This is a genomic window from Cupriavidus sp. MEYA8 (genome assembly GCF_059278825.1).
Genome location: NZ_CM181221.1, coordinates 66,605 through 89,288, shown reverse-complemented (window position 1 = coordinate 89,288; position 22,684 = coordinate 66,605). Strand labels below are relative to the sequence as shown.

22 protein-coding genes and 1 pseudogene are annotated in these 22,684 nt (G+C 67.3%); 11 read left to right on the top strand and 12 right to left on the bottom strand.

Features of this window, described 5'->3' with window-relative positions; translation table 11 throughout:
• Window positions 1-69: 69 nt before the first annotated feature.
• On the top strand, window positions 70-1,527 hold the full coding sequence (gene gatB, locus AC5WJ1_RS00365; protein WP_494476287.1) for an Asp-tRNA(Asn)/Glu-tRNA(Gln) amidotransferase subunit GatB: 1,458 nt from the start codon (window positions 70-72) through the stop codon (window positions 1,525-1,527).
• A 48-nt stretch (window positions 1,528-1,575) separates the two neighbouring features.
• On the opposite strand, the gene AC5WJ1_RS00360 is transcribed toward gatB, so the two are convergent.
• Both AC5WJ1_RS00360 and AC5WJ1_RS00355 read right to left on the bottom strand, forming a co-directional pair.
• A complete protein-coding gene (locus AC5WJ1_RS00360) occupies window positions 1,576-2,280 on the bottom strand; it encodes a tetratricopeptide repeat protein (protein ID WP_135704104.1) in 705 nt (234 codons plus the stop codon).
• 149 nt (window positions 2,281-2,429) lie between these two features.
• Window positions 2,430-3,401: a magnesium and cobalt transport protein CorA gene (locus tag AC5WJ1_RS00355; RefSeq protein ID WP_133096687.1), complete on the bottom strand. Its 972-nt coding sequence runs from the start codon at window positions 3,399-3,401 to the stop codon at window positions 2,430-2,432.
• 242 nt (window positions 3,402-3,643) lie between these two features.
• Between AC5WJ1_RS00355 and minC the strand changes: the two genes are divergently transcribed.
• From minC to AC5WJ1_RS00335, 4 genes are all read left to right on the top strand, one after another.
• On the top strand, window positions 3,644-4,486 hold the full coding sequence (gene minC, locus AC5WJ1_RS00350) for a septum site-determining protein MinC (RefSeq protein WP_494476286.1): 843 nt from the start codon (window positions 3,644-3,646) through the stop codon (window positions 4,484-4,486).
• A gap of 67 nt (window positions 4,487-4,553) precedes the next feature.
• Window positions 4,554-5,369, top strand: a complete 816-nt coding sequence (gene minD, locus AC5WJ1_RS00345) for a septum site-determining protein MinD (protein ID WP_029047801.1) — start codon at window positions 4,554-4,556, stop codon at window positions 5,367-5,369.
• A gap of 21 nt (window positions 5,370-5,390) precedes the next feature.
• Window positions 5,391-5,645: a cell division topological specificity factor MinE gene (minE, locus tag AC5WJ1_RS00340; RefSeq protein ID WP_006164360.1), complete on the top strand. Its 255-nt coding sequence runs from the start codon at window positions 5,391-5,393 to the stop codon at window positions 5,643-5,645.
• 329 nt (window positions 5,646-5,974) lie between these two features.
• The gene (locus AC5WJ1_RS00335) at window positions 5,975-7,054 is read left to right on the top strand and encodes a porin (RefSeq protein WP_135704100.1); all 1,080 of its coding nucleotides are present in this window, start codon (window positions 5,975-5,977) and stop codon (window positions 7,052-7,054) included.
• A 94-nt stretch (window positions 7,055-7,148) separates the two neighbouring features.
• On the opposite strand, the gene AC5WJ1_RS00330 is transcribed toward AC5WJ1_RS00335, so the two are convergent.
• The gene (locus AC5WJ1_RS00330) at window positions 7,149-7,856 is read right to left on the bottom strand and encodes a response regulator transcription factor (RefSeq protein WP_133096684.1); all 708 of its coding nucleotides are present in this window, start codon (window positions 7,854-7,856) and stop codon (window positions 7,149-7,151) included.
• Window positions 7,857-8,058: 202 nt separating this feature from the next.
• On the opposite strand from AC5WJ1_RS00330, the gene AC5WJ1_RS00325 reads away from it, so the two are divergent.
• Complete coding sequence (locus tag AC5WJ1_RS00325; RefSeq protein WP_133096683.1) at window positions 8,059-8,739, top strand: response regulator transcription factor; 681 nt, start codon at window positions 8,059-8,061, stop codon at window positions 8,737-8,739.
• A gap of 16 nt (window positions 8,740-8,755) precedes the next feature.
• Here the strand turns inward: AC5WJ1_RS00325 and AC5WJ1_RS00320 are convergent, their stop codons facing one another.
• The 3 genes and pseudogenes from AC5WJ1_RS00320 to AC5WJ1_RS00310 form a co-directional block, all read right to left on the bottom strand.
• On the bottom strand, window positions 8,756-9,751 hold the full coding sequence (locus tag AC5WJ1_RS00320; RefSeq protein WP_494476285.1) for a Bug family tripartite tricarboxylate transporter substrate binding protein: 996 nt from the start codon (window positions 9,749-9,751) through the stop codon (window positions 8,756-8,758).
• A 109-nt stretch (window positions 9,752-9,860) separates the two neighbouring features.
• Window positions 9,861-10,166, bottom strand: coding sequence for a hypothetical protein (locus AC5WJ1_RS00315; protein ID WP_434034035.1), 306 nt, complete (start codon window positions 10,164-10,166; stop codon window positions 9,861-9,863).
• 58 nt (window positions 10,167-10,224) lie between these two features.
• Window positions 10,225-10,966 (bottom strand): annotated as a pseudogene (locus tag AC5WJ1_RS00310) (EamA family transporter).
• A gap of 186 nt (window positions 10,967-11,152) precedes the next feature.
• Here AC5WJ1_RS00310 and AC5WJ1_RS00305 point away from each other — a divergent pair.
• A complete protein-coding gene (locus tag AC5WJ1_RS00305; RefSeq protein WP_494476284.1) occupies window positions 11,153-11,713 on the top strand; it encodes a MarR family winged helix-turn-helix transcriptional regulator in 561 nt (186 codons plus the stop codon).
• Window positions 11,714-11,752: 39 nt separating this feature from the next.
• Here the strand turns inward: AC5WJ1_RS00305 and AC5WJ1_RS00300 are convergent, their stop codons facing one another.
• Window positions 11,753-12,994, bottom strand: a complete 1,242-nt coding sequence (locus AC5WJ1_RS00300; protein WP_434033245.1) for an MFS transporter — start codon at window positions 12,992-12,994, stop codon at window positions 11,753-11,755.
• A gap of 124 nt (window positions 12,995-13,118) precedes the next feature.
• Between AC5WJ1_RS00300 and AC5WJ1_RS00295 the strand changes: the two genes are divergently transcribed.
• A complete protein-coding gene (locus AC5WJ1_RS00295) occupies window positions 13,119-14,000 on the top strand; it encodes an AraC family transcriptional regulator (RefSeq protein ID WP_135704093.1) in 882 nt (293 codons plus the stop codon).
• Here AC5WJ1_RS00295 and AC5WJ1_RS00290 read toward each other — a convergent pair.
• The 3 genes from AC5WJ1_RS00290 to AC5WJ1_RS00280 form a co-directional block, all read right to left on the bottom strand.
• Complete coding sequence (locus tag AC5WJ1_RS00290) at window positions 13,957-15,237, bottom strand: M20 aminoacylase family protein (protein ID WP_494476283.1); 1,281 nt, start codon at window positions 15,235-15,237, stop codon at window positions 13,957-13,959. The genes AC5WJ1_RS00295 and AC5WJ1_RS00290 overlap by 44 nt on opposite strands.
• Before the next feature lie 294 nt (window positions 15,238-15,531).
• On the bottom strand, window positions 15,532-16,380 hold the full coding sequence (locus AC5WJ1_RS00285; protein WP_135704089.1) for a fumarylacetoacetate hydrolase family protein: 849 nt from the start codon (window positions 16,378-16,380) through the stop codon (window positions 15,532-15,534).
• A 37-nt stretch (window positions 16,381-16,417) separates the two neighbouring features.
• The gene (locus AC5WJ1_RS00280) at window positions 16,418-17,137 is read right to left on the bottom strand and encodes a GntR family transcriptional regulator (RefSeq protein ID WP_240745916.1); all 720 of its coding nucleotides are present in this window, start codon (window positions 17,135-17,137) and stop codon (window positions 16,418-16,420) included.
• Between the two features lie 188 nt (window positions 17,138-17,325).
• Here AC5WJ1_RS00280 and AC5WJ1_RS00275 point away from each other — a divergent pair, with 188 nt between their 5' ends.
• From AC5WJ1_RS00275 to gstA, 3 genes are all read left to right on the top strand, one after another.
• On the top strand, window positions 17,326-18,624 hold the full coding sequence (locus AC5WJ1_RS00275; protein ID WP_133096676.1) for an MFS transporter: 1,299 nt from the start codon (window positions 17,326-17,328) through the stop codon (window positions 18,622-18,624).
• A gap of 87 nt (window positions 18,625-18,711) precedes the next feature.
• Entirely contained in the window at window positions 18,712-19,440 is a 729-nt protein-coding gene (locus AC5WJ1_RS00270; protein ID WP_029047813.1) for a maleate cis-trans isomerase family protein, read from the top strand.
• 171 nt (window positions 19,441-19,611) lie between these two features.
• Window positions 19,612-20,238 (top strand): glutathione transferase GstA, encoded by a 627-nt coding sequence (gene gstA, locus AC5WJ1_RS00265; protein WP_133096675.1) that lies wholly within the window; start codon window positions 19,612-19,614, stop codon window positions 20,236-20,238.
• A gap of 33 nt (window positions 20,239-20,271) precedes the next feature.
• Here the strand turns inward: gstA and AC5WJ1_RS00260 are convergent, their stop codons facing one another.
• Window positions 20,272-20,889, bottom strand: a complete 618-nt coding sequence (locus tag AC5WJ1_RS00260) for a glutathione peroxidase (protein WP_133096674.1) — start codon at window positions 20,887-20,889, stop codon at window positions 20,272-20,274.
• A gap of 82 nt (window positions 20,890-20,971) precedes the next feature.
• Window positions 20,972-22,525 (bottom strand): MDR family MFS transporter, encoded by a 1,554-nt coding sequence (locus tag AC5WJ1_RS00255; RefSeq protein ID WP_195427753.1) that lies wholly within the window; start codon window positions 22,523-22,525, stop codon window positions 20,972-20,974.
• Window positions 22,526-22,684: the final 159 nt, after the last annotated feature.

Here is a 22,684-nt window from a genome sequence, read left to right as displayed (position 1 = left end):
ACCCAACCCGGGGCGGCCCGCCGCCCCGCCGCAACAGACAGAACGAAAGAACCGAACAGGAATACCGCCATGCAATGGGAAGTGGTGATCGGCCTCGAAACGCACGCGCAGCTTTCGACGGCCTCCAAGATTTTTTCTGGCACGTCCACCGCCTTCGGGGCCGAGGCCAACACGCAGGCCTCGCCGGTGGACCTGGCGCTGCCCGGCGTGCTGCCGGTGCTCAACAAGGGCGCGGTCGAGCGCGCGATCCAGTTCGGCCTGGCGATCGGCGCTACCATCGCGCCGCGCAGCATCTTCGCGCGCAAGAATTACTTCTACCCCGACCTGCCCAAGGGCTACCAGATCAGCCAGTATGAGATCCCGGTGGTCCAGGGCGGCACCATCACCATCCAGGTCGAAGGCAAGAAGGGCGAGTTCTACGAGAAAACCGTCAACCTGACGCGCGCGCACCTGGAAGAAGACGCGGGCAAGTCGCTGCACGAGGACTTCGCCGGCATGACCGGCATCGACCTGAACCGCGCAGGCACGCCGCTGCTCGAGATCGTCACCGAGCCCGACATGCGCAGCGCCGCCGAAGCGGTGGCCTACGCCAAGGCACTGCACTCGCTGGTGGTGTGGCTGGGCATCTGCGACGGCAATATGCAGGAGGGCAGCTTCCGTTGCGACGCCAACGTGTCGGTGCGCCCGGTCGGCCAGAAGGAATTCGGCACGCGCCGCGAGATCAAGAACCTGAACTCGTTCCGCTTCCTGCAGCAGGCCATCGAATACGAAGTGCAGTGGCAGATCGCAGAAATCGAGGACGGCCGCAAGATCCAGCAGGCCACCGTGCTGTTCGATCCGGACACCGGCGAGACCCGCGCGATGCGCACCAAGGAAGACGCGCACGACTACCGCTACTTCCCTGACCCGGACCTGATGCCGCTGGAGATCGAACCGGCCTGGATCGAGCGCGTGCGCAATGCGCTGCCGGAGCTGCCGGCCGCGATGCAGGCGCGCTTTGTGTCGCAATACGGCTTGTCGGCGTATGACGCGACCACGCTGACCGCGACCAAGGCATTTGCCGCCTACTACGAGGCCGTGGTCGCCGATGCCGGCGCCGCCAACGCCAAGCCCGCCGCCAACTGGCTGATGGGCGACGTGGCCTCGCAACTGAACCGCGAAGGCATCGCCATCGACGACGCACCGGTCAAGCCGGCGCAGCTGGCCAGGCTGCTGGCGCGCATCGCCGACGGCACGGTCTCGAACAACACCGCCAAGAAGGACGTGTTCCCGGCCATGTGGGCTGGCGAGCACGACGGCGATGCCGACGCCATCATCGCCGCCAAGGGCCTGAAGCAGATGTCGGACAGCGGCGAGCTGGAGAAGATCATCGACGACGTGCTGGCGGCCAACGCCAAGTCGGTCGAGGAATTCCGCTCGGGCAAGGAAAAGGCGTTCAATGCGCTGGTCGGCCAGGCGATGAAGGCGACCAGGGGCAAGGCCAATCCGGCGCAGGTGAACGAGCTGCTGAGGAAGAAGCTGGGCTGATCCAGGCCTGCCAGCTGTTTGCTACCTCTCCCGCGATGCGGGAGAGGACTACATCCCCGCCCTTCCCTTCACCGTCTCCTCCAGCAGCGACCTCAACTTCGCCAGCGCCCCCGGATCGCCGCGCGCCGCTGAGCGCGCATACCAGATCTTCGCCTGCTCGATATCGCGATCGACCACGCCCGGCTCGCCGTGCTCATAGAAGCTGCCGACGATGTACTGCGCCCCGCCATCTCCCGCACTCGCCGCGCGCCGGTACCACGCAAACGCCTGCGCATAGTCGCGCGGCACGCCGCGACCGGTGAAGTAGTTCGTTGCCAGCTCCATCTGCGCCTGCACGTGCCCGCCTTGCGCCGCGCGCTCATACCAGCGGTTCGCCTCTTCGAGCGATTTCGGCACCAGCTGGCCGCGCTCGTACAGATCGCCCCAGGTGTATTGCGCATGCGTCATGCCGTTGTCGGCCGCCCTGCGCAGCCACACCAGGGCCTCTTGCGGCCGCGCAGCGGTGCCCTCGCCACGCAGCAGCATCATCGCGTAGTTGAATTGCGCCAGGCGGTTGCCCTGGCGCGCGGCGCTGGAGAAGCCCTGCAAGGCCTCGTCGAAGCGGCCCGACTCATAGGCAGCAACGGCGTCGCGGGTCTGCGTCTGTGCGGGGGCGGGCGGCTGGGGTGCGGCGGCGGCGGGCGGCAGGCACAGCCATGCACAGCAGAGGATGCCGGCCAGCACGGCGGCATGCGGGGAACGGGCTTTCGACATGGCGGACTCCGGGCGCGGCGCCTTCTTTGCTCCAGTGTAGGAGTCAGCGGGGGCACCCGGTAGGCGGGCCAGTTTATCGATGCGAATAATCAATCATATGAAAAATAATGATCCGTCATTCTTAGCATCAATAAATTAGCGCGATCGGATCATATCCATCCCGCGCGGTGGAGCCGCCGCCATAGCAGTCCGCACGCCACCGCCGTCACGCCGATCACTGCCGGGTAGGCGTAGTGGAGAGTCAGCTCCGGCATGAAATCGAAGTTCATCCCGTACAGGCTGAACACCACCGTCGGGAGCGCCAGGATCGCGCCCCAGCCGGCAAGCCGCTTGACCACCTCGTTCTGGCCCACCGTCACCAGTGCCAGGTTGACCTGCACCGCGGTGGTCAGCATTTCGCGGATCACGTCCAGCGTGCGCACCAGCCGGCTGGCGTGGTCCTCGATGTCCCGGAAGTAGGCGCGCAGTTCCTTCGGCACCAGCTCCTCGTGCAGGCGGATCAGCTGGCTGCACATGTCTTCCACCGGGCTGACCGCATTGCGCAGGCGCAGCACCTGGCGCTTGACCCGGTACAGATTCTCGATCGCCCCGCGGTCGAACTCGTCGCGGAAGATGCCCTGCTCCAGGTCCTCCAGCGTGTCTTCCAGCCGCGTGACGATCGGCAGGTAGTGATCGACCACGAAGTCCATCAGCGCGTACAGCACGTAGCCGGGTCCGTTCGCCAGGCCTTGCGGGTCGCTTTCGCAGCGCTCGCGCACCGGAGTGTAGGCGCTGCTCGCACCATGGCGCACCGAGACCACGTAGTTGGGACCGACGAACAAATGCGTCTCGCCGACCACCACTTCGTCCTCGGCCAGCTGCGCCGTATTGAGCACGACGAACACCGAATCGCCATAGGCCTCCAGCTTGGGCCGCTGGTGCGCATCGAGCGCATCTTCCACCGCCAGGTCGTGCAGGCCGAAGGCGAGCTGCACCTTGCGCAGCAGCGTCAGGTCTGGCTCATGCAGCCCGAGCCAGACAAAAGTGCCGGGCACGCCCAGCACCGTGGGGATCTCTTCCATGCCGACCGTGCCGAGCCGCTGGCCCTGCCGGTAGGCCACGCAATTGACGATGGCGCCCATGGGAACTCCGCTGTCCAATGGCGCAATCGTAACAAGGCTTTGCAAATTGCTACGGCGGCGAGAGCCGGCCCTGCGTGTCGCCGGTCACTCGGCGCCGGCGGTGCGAGCCGCGTGCTGCACAACGCGCGGGCAGATGGAACGCACAGGGCACCTATTGCGGCTCGATCTCACGGATCGCGCCAATTGTTACAGTTCGCGTGTAAGACAACGTTAGAATGTGGCATTTCCACGGTCACCCGGCTATGTCCCAGAAGAAATCGCCACGCTTCGAGCTGCGCAGTGGCAACGTCGATGCCCTCCTTCTCGCCCTCCAGACCGCCGACATGGCTGCGCTGCGGGATGACCTCCTCTCCCGGTTCGAAGCCACTCCCGATTTCTTCTCCAATGACGTGATCGCGCTGGACCTGCGCGCGCTCGAGGACGATAGCGAAGTCGCGCTCGGCACGGTGATCGAGACCCTGGCCACGCTCAAGGCACGCGCCATCGGCGTGGTGGCCCGCGCCGGCCAGCGCGAATGGGCCGAGCGCTTCGGTCTGCCGCTGCTCGACAGCCAGAGCCGCCGCGGCAGCGGTGCCGGCGCCGATCGTGCCGCCGAGGCCAAGGCCGCCGCCGAGGCGGAACAGGCCGCTGCTCAGGCCGCTGCTCAGGCCGCCGCGCAAGCCGCGGCCGAGCAGGCCGCGCGCGAAGACGCCGTCCGCGCCGCCGCGCAGGCCACCACCGACGCCGCGGTCGCCGCCGCGGTGCGCCAGCACCAGACCCTGCTGATCGACAAGCCGCTGCGCTCGGGCCAGCAGGTCTACGCGCACGGCGACGTGGTGATCCTCGACGTGGTCAGCTATGGGGCCGAGGTCATTGCCGAAGGCAACATCCATATCTATGCCCCGCTGCGCGGCCGCGCGCTGGCGGGCGTCAAGGGCAACACCGGTGCGCGCATCTTCAGCACGTGCATGGAGCCCGAACTCATTTCCATTGCCGGCATCTACCGTACCGCGGAGCAGACGCTCCCGGCCGACGTGCTCGGCAAGACGGCCCAGGTACGCCTGGCCGAAGAAAAACTGATCCTCGAGGCGCTGCGGCTCAAGTAACCGCACCGGCATCGGGGACCCCAATCAAGCAGCGCAAGCTTCAACCTAATTACTGGACCAAAGAGCCATGGCAAAAATCATCGTTGTGACCTCCGGCAAGGGAGGCGTCGGCAAGACCACCACCAGCGCCAGCTTTGCCGCCGGCCTGGCCCTGCGTGGCCACAAGACTGCCGTGATCGACTTCGACGTCGGCCTGCGCAACCTCGACCTGATCATGGGTTGCGAGCGCCGCGTGGTGTACGACCTGATCAACGTGGTGCAGGGCGAAGCCAACCTGCGCCAGGCGCTGATCAAGGACAAGAAGTGCGAAAACCTGTTCATCCTGCCGGCCTCGCAGACGCGCGACAAGGACGCGCTGACCAAGGAAGGCGTGGAGAAGGTCATCAACGGCCTGATCGAGATGGACTTCGAGTACATCGTGTGCGATTCGCCCGCGGGCATCGAGTCGGGCGCGCTGATGGCGATGTACTTTGCCGATGAGGCACTGATCGTCACCAACCCCGAAGTGTCCTCGGTGCGCGATTCGGACCGCATCCTCGGCATCCTGTCGTCCAAGACCAAGCGCGCCAGCGAAGGCGGCGATCCGATCAAGGAACACCTGCTGATCACCCGCTACAACCCCAAGCGCGTGCACGGCGGCGAGATGCTGTCGCTGACCGACATCCAGGAAATCCTGCGCATCAAGCTGATCGGCGTGGTGCCGGAATCGGAAGCCGTCCTGCACGCATCGAACCAGGGCACGCCCGCCATCCACCTGGAAGGCAGCGACGTAGCCGACGCCTATGGCGACGTGGTGGACCGCTTCCTCGGCAAGGACAAGCCGATGCGCTTCACCGACTACCAGAAGCCGGGGCTGTTCTCCCGCATCTTCGGCAACAAATAAACGGTCCGGAGGCTCATCCCAATGTCGATCCTTTCCTTCCTGCTGGGGGAGAAGAAAAAGTCCGCGTCGGTCGCCAAGGAGCGGCTGCAGATCATTCTCGCCCACGAGCGCACCGGCCATTCCGCCCCCGCCGACTACCTGCCCGCGTTGCAGCGCGAGCTGGTGGCGGTGATTTCCAAGTACGTCAAGATCAGCGACCAGGACCTGCGCGTCAGCCTCGAGCGCCAGGACAACCTCGAGGTGCTCGAAGTCAAGATCGAGATCCCGCAAGGCTGATCCCGGTCGCCATAGCCCGGTCCCCATCCGTCCCGCTACAGGCCAGGGCGCAGTGTCTGCGTCCTGGCCTGTAGTCTTTTGCGCTCCGCCATCAGTTCACAAGCCCAGTGCCCAAGCGGCCTGGGGCATTGCGCGTCGCACCAAAACTGGAATTTGTAGCGGCGAGACAACGAATTCGCACCAAAATCCTGCTTGAAAGCCGGGCTTGGCGGACATTTGTGTCCTTACTGCTTACGTTTTGTTAAATTTTCGCCGGCGTTTACACGAAACGTAGACCTTCTCCCTGCCGTGATCCGGCAGAGAACAGTACAAGACAGAAAAGGAGCACCATGAAGAAATCGGCCATCGTCCTCGCAGCCGGCAGCCTGTTGGCAGGTTCGGCATTCGCCCAGTCGTCCGTCACCCTGTACGGTATCGTTGACCAGAGCATCCGCTTCCAGACGAACTCGAGCGCCAACAACGACAACTCGTGGGAACTGACCAACGGCGCAGTGACCAACAGCCGCTGGGGTATCAAGGGCAGCGAAGCGCTGGGCAACAACCTGAAGGCGATCTTCCAGCTGGAAAACGGCTTCGATCCGGACACCGGCCGTGCCAACCAGGGTGGCCGCCTGTTCGGCCGTCAAGCCTATGTGGGCCTGTCGGGCGACTTCGGCACGATCAAGCTGGGCCGCCAGTACACCGAAGGCTTTAATTTCTTCGGCGACTTCGATCCGCTGACCATCGGCAACTACACCAACAACGCCTGGCCGTTCTTCCTGACCAACTTCCGTAACGACAACGTCGTCAGCTACGGCGGCAAGTTCGGCGGCCTGGACGTTGGCGCCAGCTACGGCTTCGGCGAGCAGCCGGGCAGCATGAGCCAGAACCAGTACTGGGGCACGCGTGCCGCTTACACCTACGGTCCGTTCGCCGTCGGCGGCGTGTACCAGGAAGTGCGCAACACCACCGGCCAGAAGCAGCAAATGTGGGGCGCTGCCGGTAAGTACTCGATCGGCCCGGCAAAGATCTTCCTGGGCTACATCGGCGGCCAGGACCGCACCGGTTCGGTCGACGCTTCGCTGAACTTCACCGGCGGCGCGACGAACAACCCGGTCCCGGCTGGCGGCAACTTCGCGGCTAACCCGCGCAAGGACACCATCGGCTACATCGGCATGACCTACCAGGCCACCCCGGCCCTGGCCCTGACCGGCGTGTTCTACGGCGACTACGTCGAGAACGTCAACGGCGTGAGCGACAACAACGGCCGCCGCTACACCGGCGTGCTGCTGGCCGAGTACTCGCTGTCGAAGCGCACCCAGGTCTATGGCACCGTGGACTTCAACAAGGTCTCGGGCGGCACCATCACCGAAATGCCGGGCCGCAACAACCAGACCGGCGCTGCCGTCGGTATCCGCCACATCTTCTGATCGTTACCCCATCAGCAGTCCCTGGCGAAAGGCACCTTCGGGTGCCTTTTTTTCATTGGCGTGCGCTGCCCTCGTGCCTGCCCTCATGCTTCCCTCACGCGGCGGCGCGCTCGATCCGTTCCAGCCGGTAGCCATGCGTGTAGACGGGCGTCAGCCGCAGCGCCTGCGACGCCTGCAGGCCGAGCTTGCTGCGCACGCGCGACACATGGGTATCGATGGTGCGCGACAGCGAAGAGATCTCGCGCCCCCAGACCGCGGCGGTGATGTGGTCGCGCGTGACGATGCGGCCCTCGTTGCGGAACAGCAGCACGGCGAGGTCGAACTCCTTGGGCGTCAGGCAGATGGGATGCCCGTTGCAGGTGGCCGTGCGCATGGCGCAGTCGAAGGCGTATTCGCCCAGCCGCAGCGGGGCGTGCGGCGACTGCACCGGGGGATAGGCGCGCCGCAGCAGGCATTCCACACGGGCCGACAGTTCGGCGGGACGCACCGGCTTGACCATGTAGTCGTCGGCGCCCGCGGCGAGCGCGCTGATGATGTCCTGCTCGGCATCGCGCCCGCTGAGGAACATCACCGGCACGCGCCGGTCGAGATGCGTGCGCACCCACGCCAGCACCTCGCGCCCGGACAGGTCCGGCATCGACCAGTCGAGCAGCAGCAGGTCGAAGCACGCATTACGCAGCGCCAGCAGCAGCTTGCGACTTTCGGTGAAGGTCACGCACTCATGCCCGCCGCCGGCGATGATCCGGCGGATCAGCGCCGCATCGGCGGGCGCGTCCTCTAGCGATGCAATCTTCTTTCCCATGTGTGGTCTCCGGCGACGTTCGCCCGCAGCGCACAGTCGCTGCAGTCGTAGCGCGTCATTTAAGACCGCGTGCCCCGCCGGACGAATAGGAAAGACCTCAATTCGGGCTTTCAACAATCTTTTACTTCTTGCCTCAGCCAGGCGCCCATAACATGGCTTCGCCATTGCCGGCGGCATTGCGCCGGCAGGAGGAGCCACGACCGTGAAGATTGCCTCGCTGCAGGCCGATCCGACCCTCGCCATCCGCATCGAACAGGCCCTGCGCCTTGACGGCCACCAGTGCCGGCGCTACCTCAGCGGCCGCACGCTGCTGGGCGCGCTGCACGCCGAGCCGTTCGACCTGCTGATCCTCGATTGCGAAACGCCGGGAATCCCGGCGCTGGATGTGCTGGCGTGGGTGCGGCGCTCGCTGGGCCATGAGCTGCCGGTGATGCTGACCGGCGGCTCGAATGAAGAGGACTTTGTCGCGGCCTGCTTTGCGCAGGGCGCCGACAGCTACCTGCCGGGGCCGCCGCGGCTGGGCGAGCTGGCCGCGCGCGTGCAGGCGCTGCTGCGGCGCGCGCGGCCGTCCACGCAAGCCTGCGAGGTGGCGCATGGCGCGTTCCGCTTTGCCCCTTCCGAGCGGCGTGCCTGGGTGCATGGCAGGCCGGTGCCGCTGGCGCCGAAGGAATTCGACCTGGCCGTGCTGCTGTTCCGCAATCTCGGCTGCGTGGTGCCGCGCCAGACCATGGTCGACCAGGTCTGGCGGTATCACATCGAGCCGACCTCGCGCACGGTGGACAGCCACCTGTCGCGCGTGCGCACCAAGCTGTCGCTGTGGCCGCACAACGGTGTGCGGCTGTCTGCGGTCTATGGGCTGGGGTGCCGGCTCGATACCGCCTGAGCCGGCATTCGCCAGGTCAGTCCGCCTTGATGCCGGCTTCCCTGACGATGCGTGCGTTCTCCGCGTACTCCTCGCGGATCGACCTGGCGAACTGCGCCGGGGTGCCGCCGGTGGGCACTTCGCCGCCCTTGAGCAGGCGCTCGTGGACGTCCGGTTCGGCCAGTGCCTTGTTCAGCTCGGCATTCAGGCGCTCGATGATCGCCGCGGGGGTCTTGCCCGGCGCGAACACGCCGAAGGTCGAAGTCAGGTTGGCCTTGGGATAGCCAAGCTCGGCCAGCGTGGGCACCTGCGGCAGGCTCTCCAGCCGCTTTGGCGCGCCGACCGCCAGTGCGCGCAGGCGGCCGGCCTGCATATGCTGGGTCAGTGCCGGGCTGGCGTTGGTGCTCATCACCTCGAACTGGCCGCCAAGCGCATCGTTCATCTGCTGGCCGGCGCCCTTGTAAGGGATCAGCGTGATGTCGGCCTTCGACTTCTGCCTGATCTGCTCCAGCACCACATGGCCGACCGTGCCCAGCCCCGAGGTCGCCCAGCGCACCGAACCCGGCTTGGCGCGGGCCTGGCCGACCACGTCGGCGAAGCCCTTGCCGCTGAAGCCGTTGGTGGCGATCACCAGCACCGGCGAGTACATCACGCTCATCACCGGCGCCACGTCCTTCTGCGGGTCGTAGTTGACGTGGCCGACATGCGAGTTCAGCGTCAGCGGGCTGGTCGAGGCGAAGCCGAGCGTGTAGCCGTCCGGCGCGGCCTTGGCGACGGCGTCGATGCCGATGCTGCCGCCGGCGCCGGCCTTGTTCTCGACCACCACCGAGGTGCCCATCTGCGCCGACAGGCGCTCGCCGAGCGCGCGCGCCACGGTGTCGCTGATGCCGCCGGTGGGATAGGCGACGATCAGGCGGATCGGGCGGCTGGGGTAATTGTCTGCGGCAGCGGAGGCGGCGACGGGGAGTGCGGCGGCCAGCAGGCCGGCGGCAACGGTGGCTGCCAGCAGGGTCGGGCGGAACGGGAAGGCCATGGTGTCGGGAATACGGGGAGAGGATCCGGAGCGCGCCTTCGCCGGGCAGGGCGCCGGCCGGCGCGCGACAGCCGCTATCTTAGCCGATCGGTTGCGCGCTCAACGGTGCCTAGCGCACCAGCGGGCGTTCCGGCACCCAGGAGACAAAGAGCTCGTTGGCGCGGTCATAGAGGCGCCAGACCGTGCCGCAGTCGCGGCAGGCAAAGGTCAGCATGCTGAACGGCACGCCCGCGGCACTCTGGCTCACCAGCGGCGCGGTATTGCGCAGCGCCAGGCAGGCAGGCGGCTCGCGCCGGCGTGGGTCGGCGGCCAGTTCCAGGCAGCGCTCGCAGGCCGGCGTGACAGGCGCGGAGGTGACCGGAGAAGGCGGGGCGAGCGGGGGCATGGTGGGCACGGCGGACTTCATGCCCGCCATGATGCCGCAAAACGCAGGCCGGCAGCAGTCCGCGGCGGCTGCGGCGATGCCCATGCACTCAGTTTGCCGCGCGCTGCCCCAGCCAGACACTCGCCAGCACCAGCAACGCCCCCACCGCCTGCACCGCGGTCAGCGCCTGCCCCAGCACCACGAAGCCAAGCACGGTGGCGCTGACCGGGCTCAGCAGGCCCAGCGCCGAAACCGCCGACGACGGCATGCGTCCCACCCCGCGGAACCACAGCGCATAGGTCACGCCCGCGCCGATGATGCTCAGCCAGGCGTAGCCCAGCCAGTTGGCCAGCGTGAAATGCCCGGGCAGCGGCTCCAGCGCCAGCGCGAACGGCAGCAGGAACAGGCCGCCCGCGCACAGCTGCCATGCGGTCAGCACCAGCGGCGACAGCGGCGGCTGCCAGCGCCGCGTCAGCACGGTGCCCACCGCCATCGATGCCGCACCCGCGGCCGCCGCGGCCACGCCAATGGCATCGAGCCGTGCCGCCGGCCCCAGCACGCTGGATCGCCCCGACCGTGGCGGCCACGCCGCCGGGCAACCGGTACGCCGCGATAAACAGCATCGCCTGGAAGAAGCCGATATTGAGCACGCCCAGCACCGCCGCCCGCCACCACCAGCTGCCCTTGGGCAGGGTGCGGCCCCAGGCCAGCATCAGCAGCCCGGCCGGCAGCGCGCGGATCACGCCGGACAGCAGCGGCTGGCCCGGCGGCAGCCACTGGCTGGTGACGAGGTAGGTGCTGCCCCAGATCGCCGGGGCCAGGCCGGTGAGGAGGATGTCCCGCAGCGGCAGCCGACCGGTTGCGGGGGACGCTGAAGCCGCGGAAATTGCCCCGGCAGAAGCGGATACAGCAGCGGACGCAGCAGAGTTGGCCGGACCATTCGCCTTCATGTCAAGTTTCTTGATATCAAGATAAACCCACTTTACGAAGCAGATCGTTTGATGTCAAGATACTTACGTTCCTGCCTGAATGTACCAATGCCAGCCCGCCGCAAACCCCAGCCCGCAATCCCGGACGACACGCCAGACTACGTCGACACCATCCTCGCGCAGTGGGCGCGCGAACGCCCTGACCTGGATGCTTCGCCGATGGGCCTGATCGGCCGCGTGGCCCGGCTCAACCGTCATACCGGCAAGTCGATCGAGTCCGCGCTGGCGGAAACGGCGCTGCAGCCGTGGGAATTCGATGTGCTGGCGACCCTGCGGCGCTCCGGCCCGCCGTTTGCGCTGTCGCCGGGCGCGCTGATCGGCTCGCTGATGATCACGTCCGGCACCATGACCAACCGGCTCGACCACCTGGAGCGCGCGGGCCTGGTGCAACGCCGCCCCAACCCGGACGACCGGCGCGGCCTGCTGGTGGAACTGACCGACGCCGGGCGCGAGCGCATCGATCATGCTGTGGCAGTGCACGTCGAGAACGAGCACCGCCTGGTGGCGGCGCTCAGCGCCACGGAACGGGCCCAGCTGGCCACGCTGCTGCGGCGCTGGCTGCGCCAGTTCGAACCGCCTCCTGGCGGCGACGAGACCAGCGACGCCTGAGCCCTGACTGACCCGGCGCCCCGGAAAGCCGGCCGAGTGTCAGCCGTGCGCGCGCTCGCGCAGGTCCGGCAGGAACACCGTCAGCAGCCCCAGCAGCGGCAGGTAGGCACAGTACTCATAGACCGCGCCGATGCCGTGCGTATCCGCCATCCCGCCCAGCACCGCAGCGCCGATGCCGCCCATGCCGAAGGCAAAGCCGAAGAACAGCCCCGACACCATGCCGACCTTGCCGGGGATCAGCTCCTGCGCGAACACCAGGATCGCCGAGAACGCCGACGCCAGGATAAAGCCGATGATGAAGGTCAGCACCGTGGTCCAGAACAGGCCCGCGTGCGGCAGCAGCAGCGTGAACGGCGCCACGCCCAGGATCGACGCCCAGATCACGCGCTTGCGCCCGATGCGGTCGCCGATCGGCCCGCCCAGGATGGTGCCCGCCGCCACCGCGAACAGGAACAGGAACAGGTGCAACTGGGCGTTCTGCTGCGCCAGCCCGAAGCGCTCCATCAGGTAGAAGGTGTAGTACGAGGTCAGGCTGGCCATGTAGAAATACTTGGAGAACACCAGCACCATCAGCACCAGCATCGCCCGCATCACCACGCGCGTCGGCACCGGGCTGGCCGCGGCGCCCGCGGCCTTGCGCTTGCGCGCGCCCTGCGCCAGCTGGCGCGCGTACCAGCCGCCGATGCGCCACAGCACCACGATGCCCACCAGCGCCGCCAGCGAGAACCACGCCAGGCTCGCCTGCTGGTGCACGATCAGCGCCGCCAGCAGCGGCCCCATGGCGCTGCCGCCGTTGCCGCCGACCTGGAAGATCGATTGCGCCAGCCCGTGCTGGCCACCCGACGCCATGCGCGCCACGCGCGACGACTCGGGATGGAAGATCGACGAGCCGGTGCCGACCAGCGCCGCCGCCACCAGCAGCACGCCGTAGGTCGGCGCCACCGACAGCAGCAGCAGGCCGCCCAGCGTAAAGGCCATCGCGATCGCCAGCGAATGCGGCTTGGGATGCTTGTCGGTGTACAGGCCCACCACCGGCTGCAGCAGCGACGCGGTGACCTGGTACGTCATGGTCAGCAATCCGATCTGCGTGAAGCTCAGGTTGAAGCCGCCCTTGAGCATCGGATAGATCGCCAGGATCAACGACTGGATCATGTCGTTGAGGAAGTGGGCGAAGCTGATCGCCGACAGCACGCGGAAGCCGGTGCGTTCGGCCTGCGCCGGCGTGGTGGAGATGCTGGAAGCTGAGGCGCCGGACGGCGCGGAGTCGATGGTTGTGCTCATTGGCGGCTCTCGACAAACGGAAAGCGGTCAGCGGGGGCGCTGGCCAGGACTGTGAGTCGGGATGCTAGCTGGCACGCACGCGCCTGTCCTGCGAGAATGGGGCCGCAACCTTGGAGAAAAGGACATGCCGCGCGCGCCCCGTGCCTCCGACGACACCGCCCCGCCGGGTTCCGCAACCGGGCGGGCCCGCGATCTGCGCGGCTTGCCGGTGCCGCCAGCCGCCACGCCGGACGACACCTACAGCAGTCCCCCGCGCTACGTCCGCTACGACCGCAGCCCGATGCCGGTTGCCGCGATGGCCGCCGACTACCTGCCCGGTGAAATGACCAAGCGGCACCAGCACCCGCACGCGCAGCTGATCCACGCGGTGCACGGTGTGATGGTGGTAGCCACCGAGGAAGGCCAGTGGATCGTGCCGCCCACGCGCGGCATGTGGATGCCGGGCGGCACCATGCACTGGATCCGCATGGTCGGCCACGTGCAGATGCGCACCGCTTATATCCGCCCGGATGCCGCGCCGGGCCTGCCGCAGCGCTGCACCGTGCTCGGCATCTCACCGCTGCTGCGCGAGCTGATCCTGGCCGCGATCGACATCCCCCTGCCCTATGAACCGGATACGCGCGATGCGCGCCTGATGCGGCTGCTGCTCGATGAAGTCCTGCTGGTGCCATCGCTGCCGCTGCACCTGCCGCGCCCGGCTGACGCAGGCCTGCGCCAGATCTGCGACGCGATCGTGCAAACGCCCGACATCGCGCTGACCCTGGCGGACTGGGGCGAAAAGCTGGGCGTGGATCCCAAGACCATCCAGCGCCGCTTTGCGCGCGAGACCGGCATGACCTTCGGGCAATGGCGCCAGCAGGCGCGGCTGCTGGCGGCGCTGGAAAAGCTGGCCGCGGGCAGCAAGGTGGTCGACGTGGCGCTGGACCTGGGCTACGACAGCCCCAGCGCCTTCGCGACGATGTTCAGGCGGCAGTTCGGCGTGCCGCCGAGCGCGTTCTTCCGCTGAAGCGCGGCGCCCCGTCGCGCCCCAGATACCGCTCCACCAGGCGCGTCCAGTACGCCGCGCCCACCGTCAGGTTCTCGTCGTTGAAGTCGTAGCCCGCGTTATGCAGCAGCGGCTGGCTGGCACCATTGCCCAGCCGCACGAAGCAGCCCGGACGCTGCTGCAGGTAATACGCAAAGTCCTCGCTGCCGGTGATGCGCGCGGCCTGCGACACCACCTTGTCGGCGCCGACCAGTTCCTCGGCCACCTGCCGCGCGAACTCGGTCTCGCGCTCGCTGTTCACCAGCACCGGATAGCCGCGCACGTAGTCGACTTCCGCCACGGCGCCATAGCCCTCGGCCTGCGAGAGCGCCAGCTGGCGGATGCGGTTTTCCAGCGACGCGCGCACATCGGGGCTGAAGGACCGAACGCTGATTTCCATGCGCGCGCTGTCCGGGATCACATTGGGTGCGTGGCCGGCGTGCAGCGTGCCGATGCTCACCACCGCGGCCTCGTTCGGATCCACGAAGCGCGACACCACCGACTGCAGCGCCATCACCAGGCTGCCGGCCACCAGGATCGGATCGACCGACTGGTGCGGGCGCGCCGCGTGGCCGCCCTTGCCGCGGATGGTGATGGTGACCGTGTCGCACGCCGCCATGAACGGGCCCGCGCGGAACAGGAAGTTGCCCTGCTCCACGCCCGGATGATTGTGCAGGCCGAAGATCGCGTCGCACGGGAAGCGCTCGAACAGGCCATCAGCCAGCATGCGCTCGGCGCCGCCGCCCGCGCCGATTTCCTCGGCCGGCTGGAAGATCAGGTGCACGGTGCCGTCGAAGTTGCGCGTACGCGCCAGCTGCCGTGCCGCACCGAGCAGGATCGCGGTGTGGCCGTCGTGGCCGCAGGCATGCATGCGGCCCTGATTGACGCTCGCGTAAGGCAGCCCCGTGCGCTCGTGGATCGGCAGCGCGTCCATGTCGGCGCGGATGCCGATGCTGCGCGTGCCCTCGCCGCTTTGCAGCGTCCCGACCACGCCGGTCCCGCCCACGCCACGCGTGACCGTGAAGCCCCACGCTTCCAGCAGGCTGGCGATCAGGCCGGACGTGCGGACCTCGTCAAAGGCAAGCTCGGGATTCTGGTGGATGTTGCGCCGGATCGCCTCGAGTTCGGCGCGGCTGTCCAGGGTGTCGGCCAGCCCGCAGTAGCGGCGCTTGAGTGTGGTACCGAGGTAGGACTCGATCTCGGGGGCGTGCTCTGACATGACGTTTGCTCTCTGGCGAAACCTGTATAACCAGTATTTCACGCAGAAAACGCAAGCGAAATGCCAAGTGTGCGATTTCGGGTAAATCGAGGCGATCCGGGCGTTTTCGCCACCGGAACCGTTGCGCGCACGGCACGCTTTGTATGGAAACCCAACGCTTTGTGTGAAAGCGTTTCGACGGGGAACCATTGAAGCTGGCGCTCTTTACCTGCGTTGCAGCATCGCGCAACGCGCGCGGCGGCGTCACCTTGCCAGGTAACGCCACGCCCTGCCCGGCTTGCGCCGGGAGGGTGATCAGCGCTCGCCGTAGGCGACCACGCGCTGGCTCTGCACGCCGAGCCCTTCCACGCCCAGGCGCATGGTGTCACCCGCCTTCAGGAAGCGCGGCGGCTTGAAGCCCATGCCCACGCCCGGCGGCGTGCCGGTCGCGATCAGGTCGCCTGGCAGCAGCGTCATGAAGCGGCTGACATAGCTGACCACCGTGGCCACGTCGAAGACCATGGTCGCGGTGCTGCCCCGCTGCACGCGCTCGCCGTTGACCTCCAGCCACAGGCCCAGCGCCTGCGGATCGGCCACTTCATCGCGCGTCACCAGCCACGGTCCGGCCGGGCAGAAGGTGTCGCAGCCCTTGCCCTTGTCCCAGGTGCCGCCACGCTCGATCTGGAACTCGCGCTCGGACACGTCGTTGACCACGCAGTAGCCGGCCACGTGGTTCAGCGCCTCTTCGCGCGAGACATTGCGCGCGACGGTGCCGATCACCACGCCGAGCTCGACCTCCCAGTCGGACTTCTCCGAGCCGAACGGCAGCATCACATCGTCGTCCGGGCCGTTGAGCGAGCTGTTGGCCTTCAGGAACACGATCGGCTCCGCCGGCAGCGGCATGCCAGCCTCGGCGGCGTGATCGGCATAGTTCAGGCCAATCGCCACGATCTTGCCGATACCCGTCCAGGGCACGCCAAAGCGCGCGCCCTCGAGCACGGGCAGCGCTGCCACGTCCACCTGCGCCAGCCGCGCCAGCGCCGCGGGCGCCAGCTCGCCCGGGCCGATCTCGCCCACCACGCCGCTCAGGTCGCGCACGCGGCCGTCTGCATCGATCACGCCAGGGCGCTCGGCGCCGGGATTGCCTACTCGAACCAGTTTCATCGTCGTTGCTTTCGTCAGGGATTGGATTAGGGATGATTCATGCGGACTGCTTCAGGCCGGGGGCGCGCGCACCGGCTTCGCCCAGCGAAGCCGCCACCACGGCGAGTACCTCGGTCGCGGTGTTCTCCGAATGCCGGCGCAGCACCTGCGCCAGGCGCGGCCTGCCGGGCTCGCGCAGCGCGGCCATGATTTCTTCATGTTCCTCATGCGACTCCTGCCAGCGCAGGATGTCGGCATTGGCGGCGCCGCGCGCGCGGTGGACCTTGCTCATCAGCGTGGCGTAGACGCCGGCCAGCACCGGGTTGGCGGCGCCGTCGATGATGAGCTGGTGGATTTCCTGGTTGATGCGGAAATAGTCGGTGCGCCGCCCCGCGGCATGCGCGTCGATCATGGCCTGGTGGCGCCGCTCCAGCTTCGCCATGGCGGCGTCGCCCAGCCGCCGCGCCGCCAGTTCGCCGGCCAGCGCCTCGAGCCCGTGCAGGGTCTCGAAGGTGGCGCGCAACTCCTCCAGGTCCAGCGGCGCCACGCGGTAGCCGATGTACTGCCGGTGCAGCACCAGTCCCTCGGAGACCAGCACCTTGAGCGCCTCGCGCAGCGGCGTCTTGGAGACGTCGAAGGTCTCGCAGAAGGCGCGCTCGTCGATGCGGGCGCCGGGCGGCAACTCGCCCTCTTCGATCATGGTGCGCAGCCGGGCAGCGATGCCGGCGGACATGCCGAGCGTGCGCAGGCGCGTGGTAGGGGAAAGCGTTTGTGTCACAGACGTCACCAGAATGGGGAAATGCACCACGAGAAGGCTATCACATACCAAAATTGTGCATTCGCAACATCGTAAAATCAATAACTTACAAGCGTTGTAATTACAGATTACGTATCCTATACTCCGGCCTGTTGCGCGACACCCATTAAAACTGCCCACCCAAAGGACCGAGACAAGGAGACGCCGCCATGCAAACGACAAGCCAGGCGACGGTGTTGACGGAGGCCAAGACCTCCGTGCGCTGGAAGATTTTTTTGATGATGCTGTTTCTCATCGCGATCAACTACATCGATCGCGCCTCGCTTTCGGTGGCCATGCCGCTGATCGCGAAGGAGTTCGACCTCAGTCCCACCATGCAGGGCCTGATCCTCAGTTCGTTCTTCTGGACCTACGCGCTGATGCAGGTGCCGGGCGGCATGCTGGCCGACAAGTACAAGCCGCGCATCGTGATCGCCTGCGCCACCGTGTTCTGGGGACTGGCCCAGACCATCGCGGCGTTCACCACCAATGCCATGTCGCTGATGCTGACGCGGCTCGGCCTTGGCGCCGCCGAAGCGCCGATCTACCCGGCCGGCGGCAAGCTCAACGCCATCTGGATGACGCAGAACGAACGCGGCCGCGGCGCCACGCTGCTTGACGGCGGCGCACCGCTGGGCGCGGCCCTGGGCGCGATCATCATCACGTGGCTGATCGCCTCGCTGGGCTCGTGGCGGCTGGCCTTTATCGTGGCCGGCGTGGGCACCGTGCTGGCCGGCTTCATGGCCTGGTATTACGTGCGCAATTCCCCGCGCGAGCACCGCGGCGTGAACGAGATGGAAGCGCGCTATATCGAAGAAGCGCAGGCCAGCGAGCACCGCGCCGAGCCGGCCAACCTGTCGGGCCGCTCCATGGATTTCTTCAAGTACCGCTCGGTGTGGTGCATGGCCGCTGGCTGGATGTGCTTCAACACCGTGTTCTACGGCCTGCTGACCTGGATGCCCAACTACCTGAACAAGGTGCACGGCTTCGACATCAAGCAGATGGGCGGCGCCAGCTTCATCATCTTCTTCAGCGGCTTTATCGGCGAACTGGTCGGCGGCTGGATCGCCGACAAGTGGAAAGAGGCGGGCGGCCGTCCCAACGTGGTGATGCGCACGCTGTTCGGCATCGCCGCGGTGGTGGCCACGGCCTCGATCTTCTCGGTGGCATATGTCAGCGACCCGATCATCGTGGTGGTGCTGCTGTCGTCCACGCTGTTCTTCCTGCGCTGGTGCGGCCTGTTCTGGTGCGTTCCGTCGATGCTCGGCACCCGCAACAAGGTCGGCTTCCTGGGCGGCGTGATGAACCTGGGCGGCAATATCGGCGGCATCACCGTGCCCATCATCGTCGGCATGATCGTGCAGTTCACCGGCTCGTACTTCCTGGCGCTGATGTTCTTCGCTGCTGCCGGCGTTGGCCTGCTGCTGGCCTCGACCGCCATCGACTACGAGACCAAGATTCCGGTCTGATCCGCGCGGATCGCTGCGATCACCAAATTCCAAGACAAGCAGGGGGCCGGCAACGTCCCAGCCCCCACGTTTACTCCTGAACACAACATGACCAAGCAAATCCGACTCGGCATGCTCACGCCGTCTTCCAACACGGCGCTCGAGCCCATCACCAGCGCGATGGTTGCCGGCCTGCCCAATGTCAGCGCGCATTTCTCGCGCTTCACCGTGACCGAGATCTCGCTGCGCGACCAGGCGCTGGGGCAGTTCAACCTCGACAAGATCCTGGCCGCCGCCAGCCTGCTGGCCGATGCGCGCGTCGACGTCATCGCCTGGAACGGCACCTCGTCCGGCTGGCTCGGCTTCGACAAGGATGAAGCGCTGTGCAGGCAGATCACCGAGGCGACCGGCATCCCGGCCACTACCTCGGTGCTGGCGCTCAACGAGATCCTGGAAAAGACCGGTGCGCGCAACTTCGGCCTGGCCACGCCGTACCTGGACGACGTGCAGCAGCGCATCATCGCCAACTACGAACGCAGCGGCTTTCACTGCGTGGCGGAAAGCCACCTCGACCTGCACGTGAACTACAGCTTTGCCGAAGTCGAAGCCGACACCATCCGCGAGATGGTGCGCGGCCTCGCGCAGCATGGGCCGCAGGCAATCACCACGTTCTGCACCAACCTGCGTGCGGCGCACCTGGCCGAGGAGCTTGAAGCCGAGACGGGGATCCCGCTGTACGACACCATTTCTACCGTGGTGTGGAAATCGCTGCGGCTGTGCGGCGTGGATACGCGCGAGCTGAAAGGGTGGGGCCGGCTGTTCCGCGAAGTGGAGTGATTGCCTGAGCCACGATGGCGCGATCCAGTCGCGCCATCGACGCACGCGGGCTGTGCAAATCTGCAATCCCCCTCCGCACGCCCGCGCATTGCCGCACCGAATCCGCGATCCTAGACTGCTCCCACGGCCCCACAATGGCGTGGCGGCCAGCCCACCCCAAACAGGATCGCGATGAAGCTCTACTACTCCCCCGGCGCATGCTCGATGTCCGTCCACATCGCGCTGCGCGAAGCCGGCCTGCCCGTTACGCTGGCCCAGGTCGACCTGCAACACCACAAGCTGGCACAGCCCGAGAACGGCAGCGACGACTACTACGCCATCAACCCGCGCGGCTATGTGCCGCTGCTGCAGCTGGTCGACGGCTCGCGCCATACCGAAGTGGCATCGCTGCTGCAGTACATCGCCGATCTGGTGCCCGAACGCGGCCTGCTGCCCGCCGCCGGCACGCGCGAGCGGCTGGAAGCCACCGGCTGGCTGACCCTGGTCTCCACCGAACTGCACAAGGTGTTCAGCCCGTGGCTGTGGCACAAGGAAACCGCGGCAAGCACGCAGCAGGCATGCAAGGCAAAGCTGCAGGCGCGGTTCGCCGAACTCGATCGCCACCTGCAAACCCGCCAATACCTGATGGGAGACCGCTACACCGTGGCCGATGCGTACTGCTTCACCATCCTTGGCTGGGCGCGCATGCTGATGATGCCGCTGACCGCCTACCCGTCGCTGCAGGAATACCTGTCACGTGTGGCCGCACGGCCCGCGGTACAGGAAGCAATGCGCGCGGAAGGGCTGGTGCGCGACTGAGCTGGCGCGGAGGTGGTGCGGGGAGGGCGCCGCTCAGCGCTGCGCGCCGAGCAGCGATTCGATCTTCGCCACCAGTTCCTTGTCGTCGGGCCTGGTGCGGCTGTCGTAGCTGGCCACCACCTTGCCGTCGCGGCCGATCAGGTACTTGTAGAAGTTCCACTTGGGCGCGGTGCCGGTCTGTCTGGCAAGCAGCGCGTACATCGGGTTGGCGTCGCTGCCGCGCACGTGCGACTTGCCCAGCATCGGGAACTTGACGCCGTAGGTGTTGTAGCAGAAGTCCGCGATCTGCTTCTCCGAGCCCGGCTCCTGCGAGAAATCGTTGGACGGGAATCCCAGCACCACCAGCCCGCGCGCATTGTATTTGGCGTGCAGCGCCTCAAGCCCTTCGTATTGCGGCGTGAAGCCGCAATAGCTTGCCGTGTTGACCACCAGCACCACCTTGCCGGCGTACTGGCACAGGTTCTGCGGCGCTTCGTCCTGCAGGCGCGGGAAGGTGAAGTTGAGCGATGCGGGGCAAGCGCCCGCCTGCGTCGCCACAACGGGCGCTGCGGGCTTGTCGGCGGCGCGGGCAGGCGAGGGCAGCAGTGCCGCCGCGGCGAACGCCACGGCGGCGAAGGCGACGGGATGGGTAATCACGGAACGGCGGAACATGGCGACGGGGCTCCAGGGGTCGGCTCGCTGTATCGGGTACGCGTAGTCTACGCCGATGGCGGGGCCGCTGCCGCCCGCCGCTTCAGTCCATGGCCAGCGTCGCCGCGTGTTCGGTGACGCTGCTGCGTAGCTCCAAGTCCGGCATGCTGCGCACGACCAGCAGCGCCAGCACCGACGCGGCCGCACCGGCGGCAAAGATCAGCTGGAAGCCCGACTCGACACCGCCCGCCAGCACGTGCCGCACCGCCGGCGACAGCTGCGCCAGCGCTTCGCTGCCATGGCGCAGCGCGCCCAGGTCGAGCGCCTGCTTCACGCCCGAGGCCGCCAGCGCATGGCGGAATTCCAGCGTCAGCAGCGTGCCCGCCAGCGCCCCGCCCAGCGCGCTGCCGAGCGAGCGCAGCACCAGCAGCGCGCCGGTGCCGGCGCCGGTATCGCGGCGCTCCAGCACGTTCTGCACGCTCATCAGCGTGGCCACCATGGTGATGCCCAGGCCCACGCCGGCCAGCGTCATCGCCATCAGCACGACAGCCAGCGGCACCGCCGGCGTCACCAGCGCCAGCACGATCAGGCCGAGCGCACCGGCGACATAGCCCGCCGTCAGGATGCCGCGCATGCGGCCTACGCGCGGCGCCACCCATGCCACGATAAAGTTGCCCGCCACCGTTGCCAGCAGGAACGGCATCACCAGCAGGCCGGAAGTCGAAGCATCGGCACCGCGCACCAGCTGGAAATGCAGCGGCAACGCAAAGATGCACAGGAAGATGTTGAGCGCCGACAGCGCCGACGCCGCCACGCCCATCACATAGGCGCGGTTGGCAAACAGCCGCGGCGGCAGCATCGGGTCGGCCGCGCGGCGCTCCTGCCACGCCAGCAGCGCCACCGCCACGGCCGCGGCGAGCAGCAGGGCGGCCAGCTCAGGCGAGAGCCAGTCGTAGACATCGCCACCCCAGCTCATCGCCAGCAGGAAGGCGACGATGGCCACCGCCAGCAGCAGCGCGCCCAGCCAGTCCACGCGCGCCGGACCGCCGCGCGGCGCCAGCATCGCCAGGCCGCGATGGCACATCGCCATCGCCAGCAGGCCCAGTGGCACGTTGACCCAGAACAGCCAGCGCCACGACATGTAGTCCGACACCCAGCCGCCGACCAGCGGCCCCGCGATCGACGCCACCGCCCACACCGTGGCCAGGTAACCCTGGTAGCGCCCGCGCTGGCGCGGCGCCACCACGTCGGCGATGGCCGCCTGCGCCAGCGACATCAGCCCGCCGCCGCCCACGCCCTGCAGCGCGCGGAACAGGATCAGCTGCCCGAGCGTCTGCGCCAGCGCGCACGCCACCGAGGCGCCGATGAACAGCGTGATCGCCACCATCAGCAGCCGGCGCCTGCCGAAGCTGTCGGAAAGCTTGCCGTACAGCGGCGTGGTCACCGTCGACACGATCAGGTACGCGGTCACGATCCACGACAGGTGGCCGAACCCGTTGAGGTCGTTGGCGATGGCCGGCACCGCCGGGATCACCACGGTCTGGTCCAGCGCCGCCAGCAGGATGCACAGCACGATGCCGCCGATGACGCGCATGATGGCGCGATGGTCGTGGACGGGCGTTGGAATGGCTTGGGCGGCGGGTGCGGACGACGACATTGCAGACACGGGTACGCGGCACAGTGCCGCGAGGGAAACACAGGGAAGGGGGAATTGCCGGCCGGAAGGTCCGCCAGGAACGGCCGGTAAGCCGCAGCGGAGTGACCGTAATTCAGTAACCGCATAATTATATGCGGTCGGCGCATATCGCGCTAAGGG

What these genes read in the sequence shown, in the direction of transcription:
- AC5WJ1_RS00255 (WP_195427753.1), bottom strand. Translation starts at nt 22,525, where the DNA reads ATGTCGTCGTCCGCACCCGCCGCCCAAGCCATTCCAACGCCCGTCCAC.
- gatB (WP_494476287.1), top strand. Translation starts at nt 70, where the DNA reads ATGCAATGGGAAGTGGTGATCGGCCTCGAAACGCACGCGCAGCTTTCG.
- AC5WJ1_RS00330 (WP_133096684.1), bottom strand. Translation starts at nt 7,856, where the DNA reads ATGGGAAAGAAGATTGCATCGCTAGAGGACGCGCCCGCCGATGCGGCG.
- AC5WJ1_RS00270 (WP_029047813.1), top strand. Translation starts at nt 18,712, where the DNA reads ATGACCAAGCAAATCCGACTCGGCATGCTCACGCCGTCTTCCAACACG.
- AC5WJ1_RS00290 (WP_494476283.1), bottom strand. Translation starts at nt 15,237, where the DNA reads ATGTCAGAGCACGCCCCCGAGATCGAGTCCTACCTCGGTACCACACTC.
- AC5WJ1_RS00275 (WP_133096676.1), top strand. Translation starts at nt 17,326, where the DNA reads ATGCAAACGACAAGCCAGGCGACGGTGTTGACGGAGGCCAAGACCTCC.
- AC5WJ1_RS00260 (WP_133096674.1), bottom strand. Translation starts at nt 20,889, where the DNA reads ATGTTCCGCCGTTCCGTGATTACCCATCCCGTCGCCTTCGCCGCCGTG.
- AC5WJ1_RS00355 (WP_133096687.1), bottom strand. Translation starts at nt 3,401, where the DNA reads ATGGGCGCCATCGTCAATTGCGTGGCCTACCGGCAGGGCCAGCGGCTC.
- minD (WP_029047801.1), top strand. Translation starts at nt 4,554, where the DNA reads ATGGCAAAAATCATCGTTGTGACCTCCGGCAAGGGAGGCGTCGGCAAG.
- AC5WJ1_RS00335 (WP_135704100.1), top strand. Translation starts at nt 5,975, where the DNA reads ATGAAGAAATCGGCCATCGTCCTCGCAGCCGGCAGCCTGTTGGCAGGT.
- AC5WJ1_RS00285 (WP_135704089.1), bottom strand. Translation starts at nt 16,380, where the DNA reads ATGAAACTGGTTCGAGTAGGCAATCCCGGCGCCGAGCGCCCTGGCGTG.
- AC5WJ1_RS00360 (WP_135704104.1), bottom strand. Translation starts at nt 2,280, where the DNA reads ATGTCGAAAGCCCGTTCCCCGCATGCCGCCGTGCTGGCCGGCATCCTC.
- AC5WJ1_RS00300 (WP_434033245.1), bottom strand. Translation starts at nt 12,994, where the DNA reads ATGAGCACAACCATCGACTCCGCGCCGTCCGGCGCCTCAGCTTCCAGC.
- gstA (WP_133096675.1), top strand. Translation starts at nt 19,612, where the DNA reads ATGAAGCTCTACTACTCCCCCGGCGCATGCTCGATGTCCGTCCACATC.
- minE (WP_006164360.1), top strand. Translation starts at nt 5,391, where the DNA reads ATGTCGATCCTTTCCTTCCTGCTGGGGGAGAAGAAAAAGTCCGCGTCG.
- AC5WJ1_RS00295 (WP_135704093.1), top strand. Translation starts at nt 13,119, where the DNA reads ATGCCGCGCGCGCCCCGTGCCTCCGACGACACCGCCCCGCCGGGTTCC.
- minC (WP_494476286.1), top strand. Translation starts at nt 3,644, where the DNA reads ATGTCCCAGAAGAAATCGCCACGCTTCGAGCTGCGCAGTGGCAACGTC.
- AC5WJ1_RS00315 (WP_434034035.1), bottom strand. Translation starts at nt 10,166, where the DNA reads ATGGCGGGCATGAAGTCCGCCGTGCCCACCATGCCCCCGCTCGCCCCG.
- AC5WJ1_RS00305 (WP_494476284.1), top strand. Translation starts at nt 11,153, where the DNA reads ATGCCAGCCCGCCGCAAACCCCAGCCCGCAATCCCGGACGACACGCCA.
- AC5WJ1_RS00320 (WP_494476285.1), bottom strand. Translation starts at nt 9,751, where the DNA reads ATGGCCTTCCCGTTCCGCCCGACCCTGCTGGCAGCCACCGTTGCCGCC.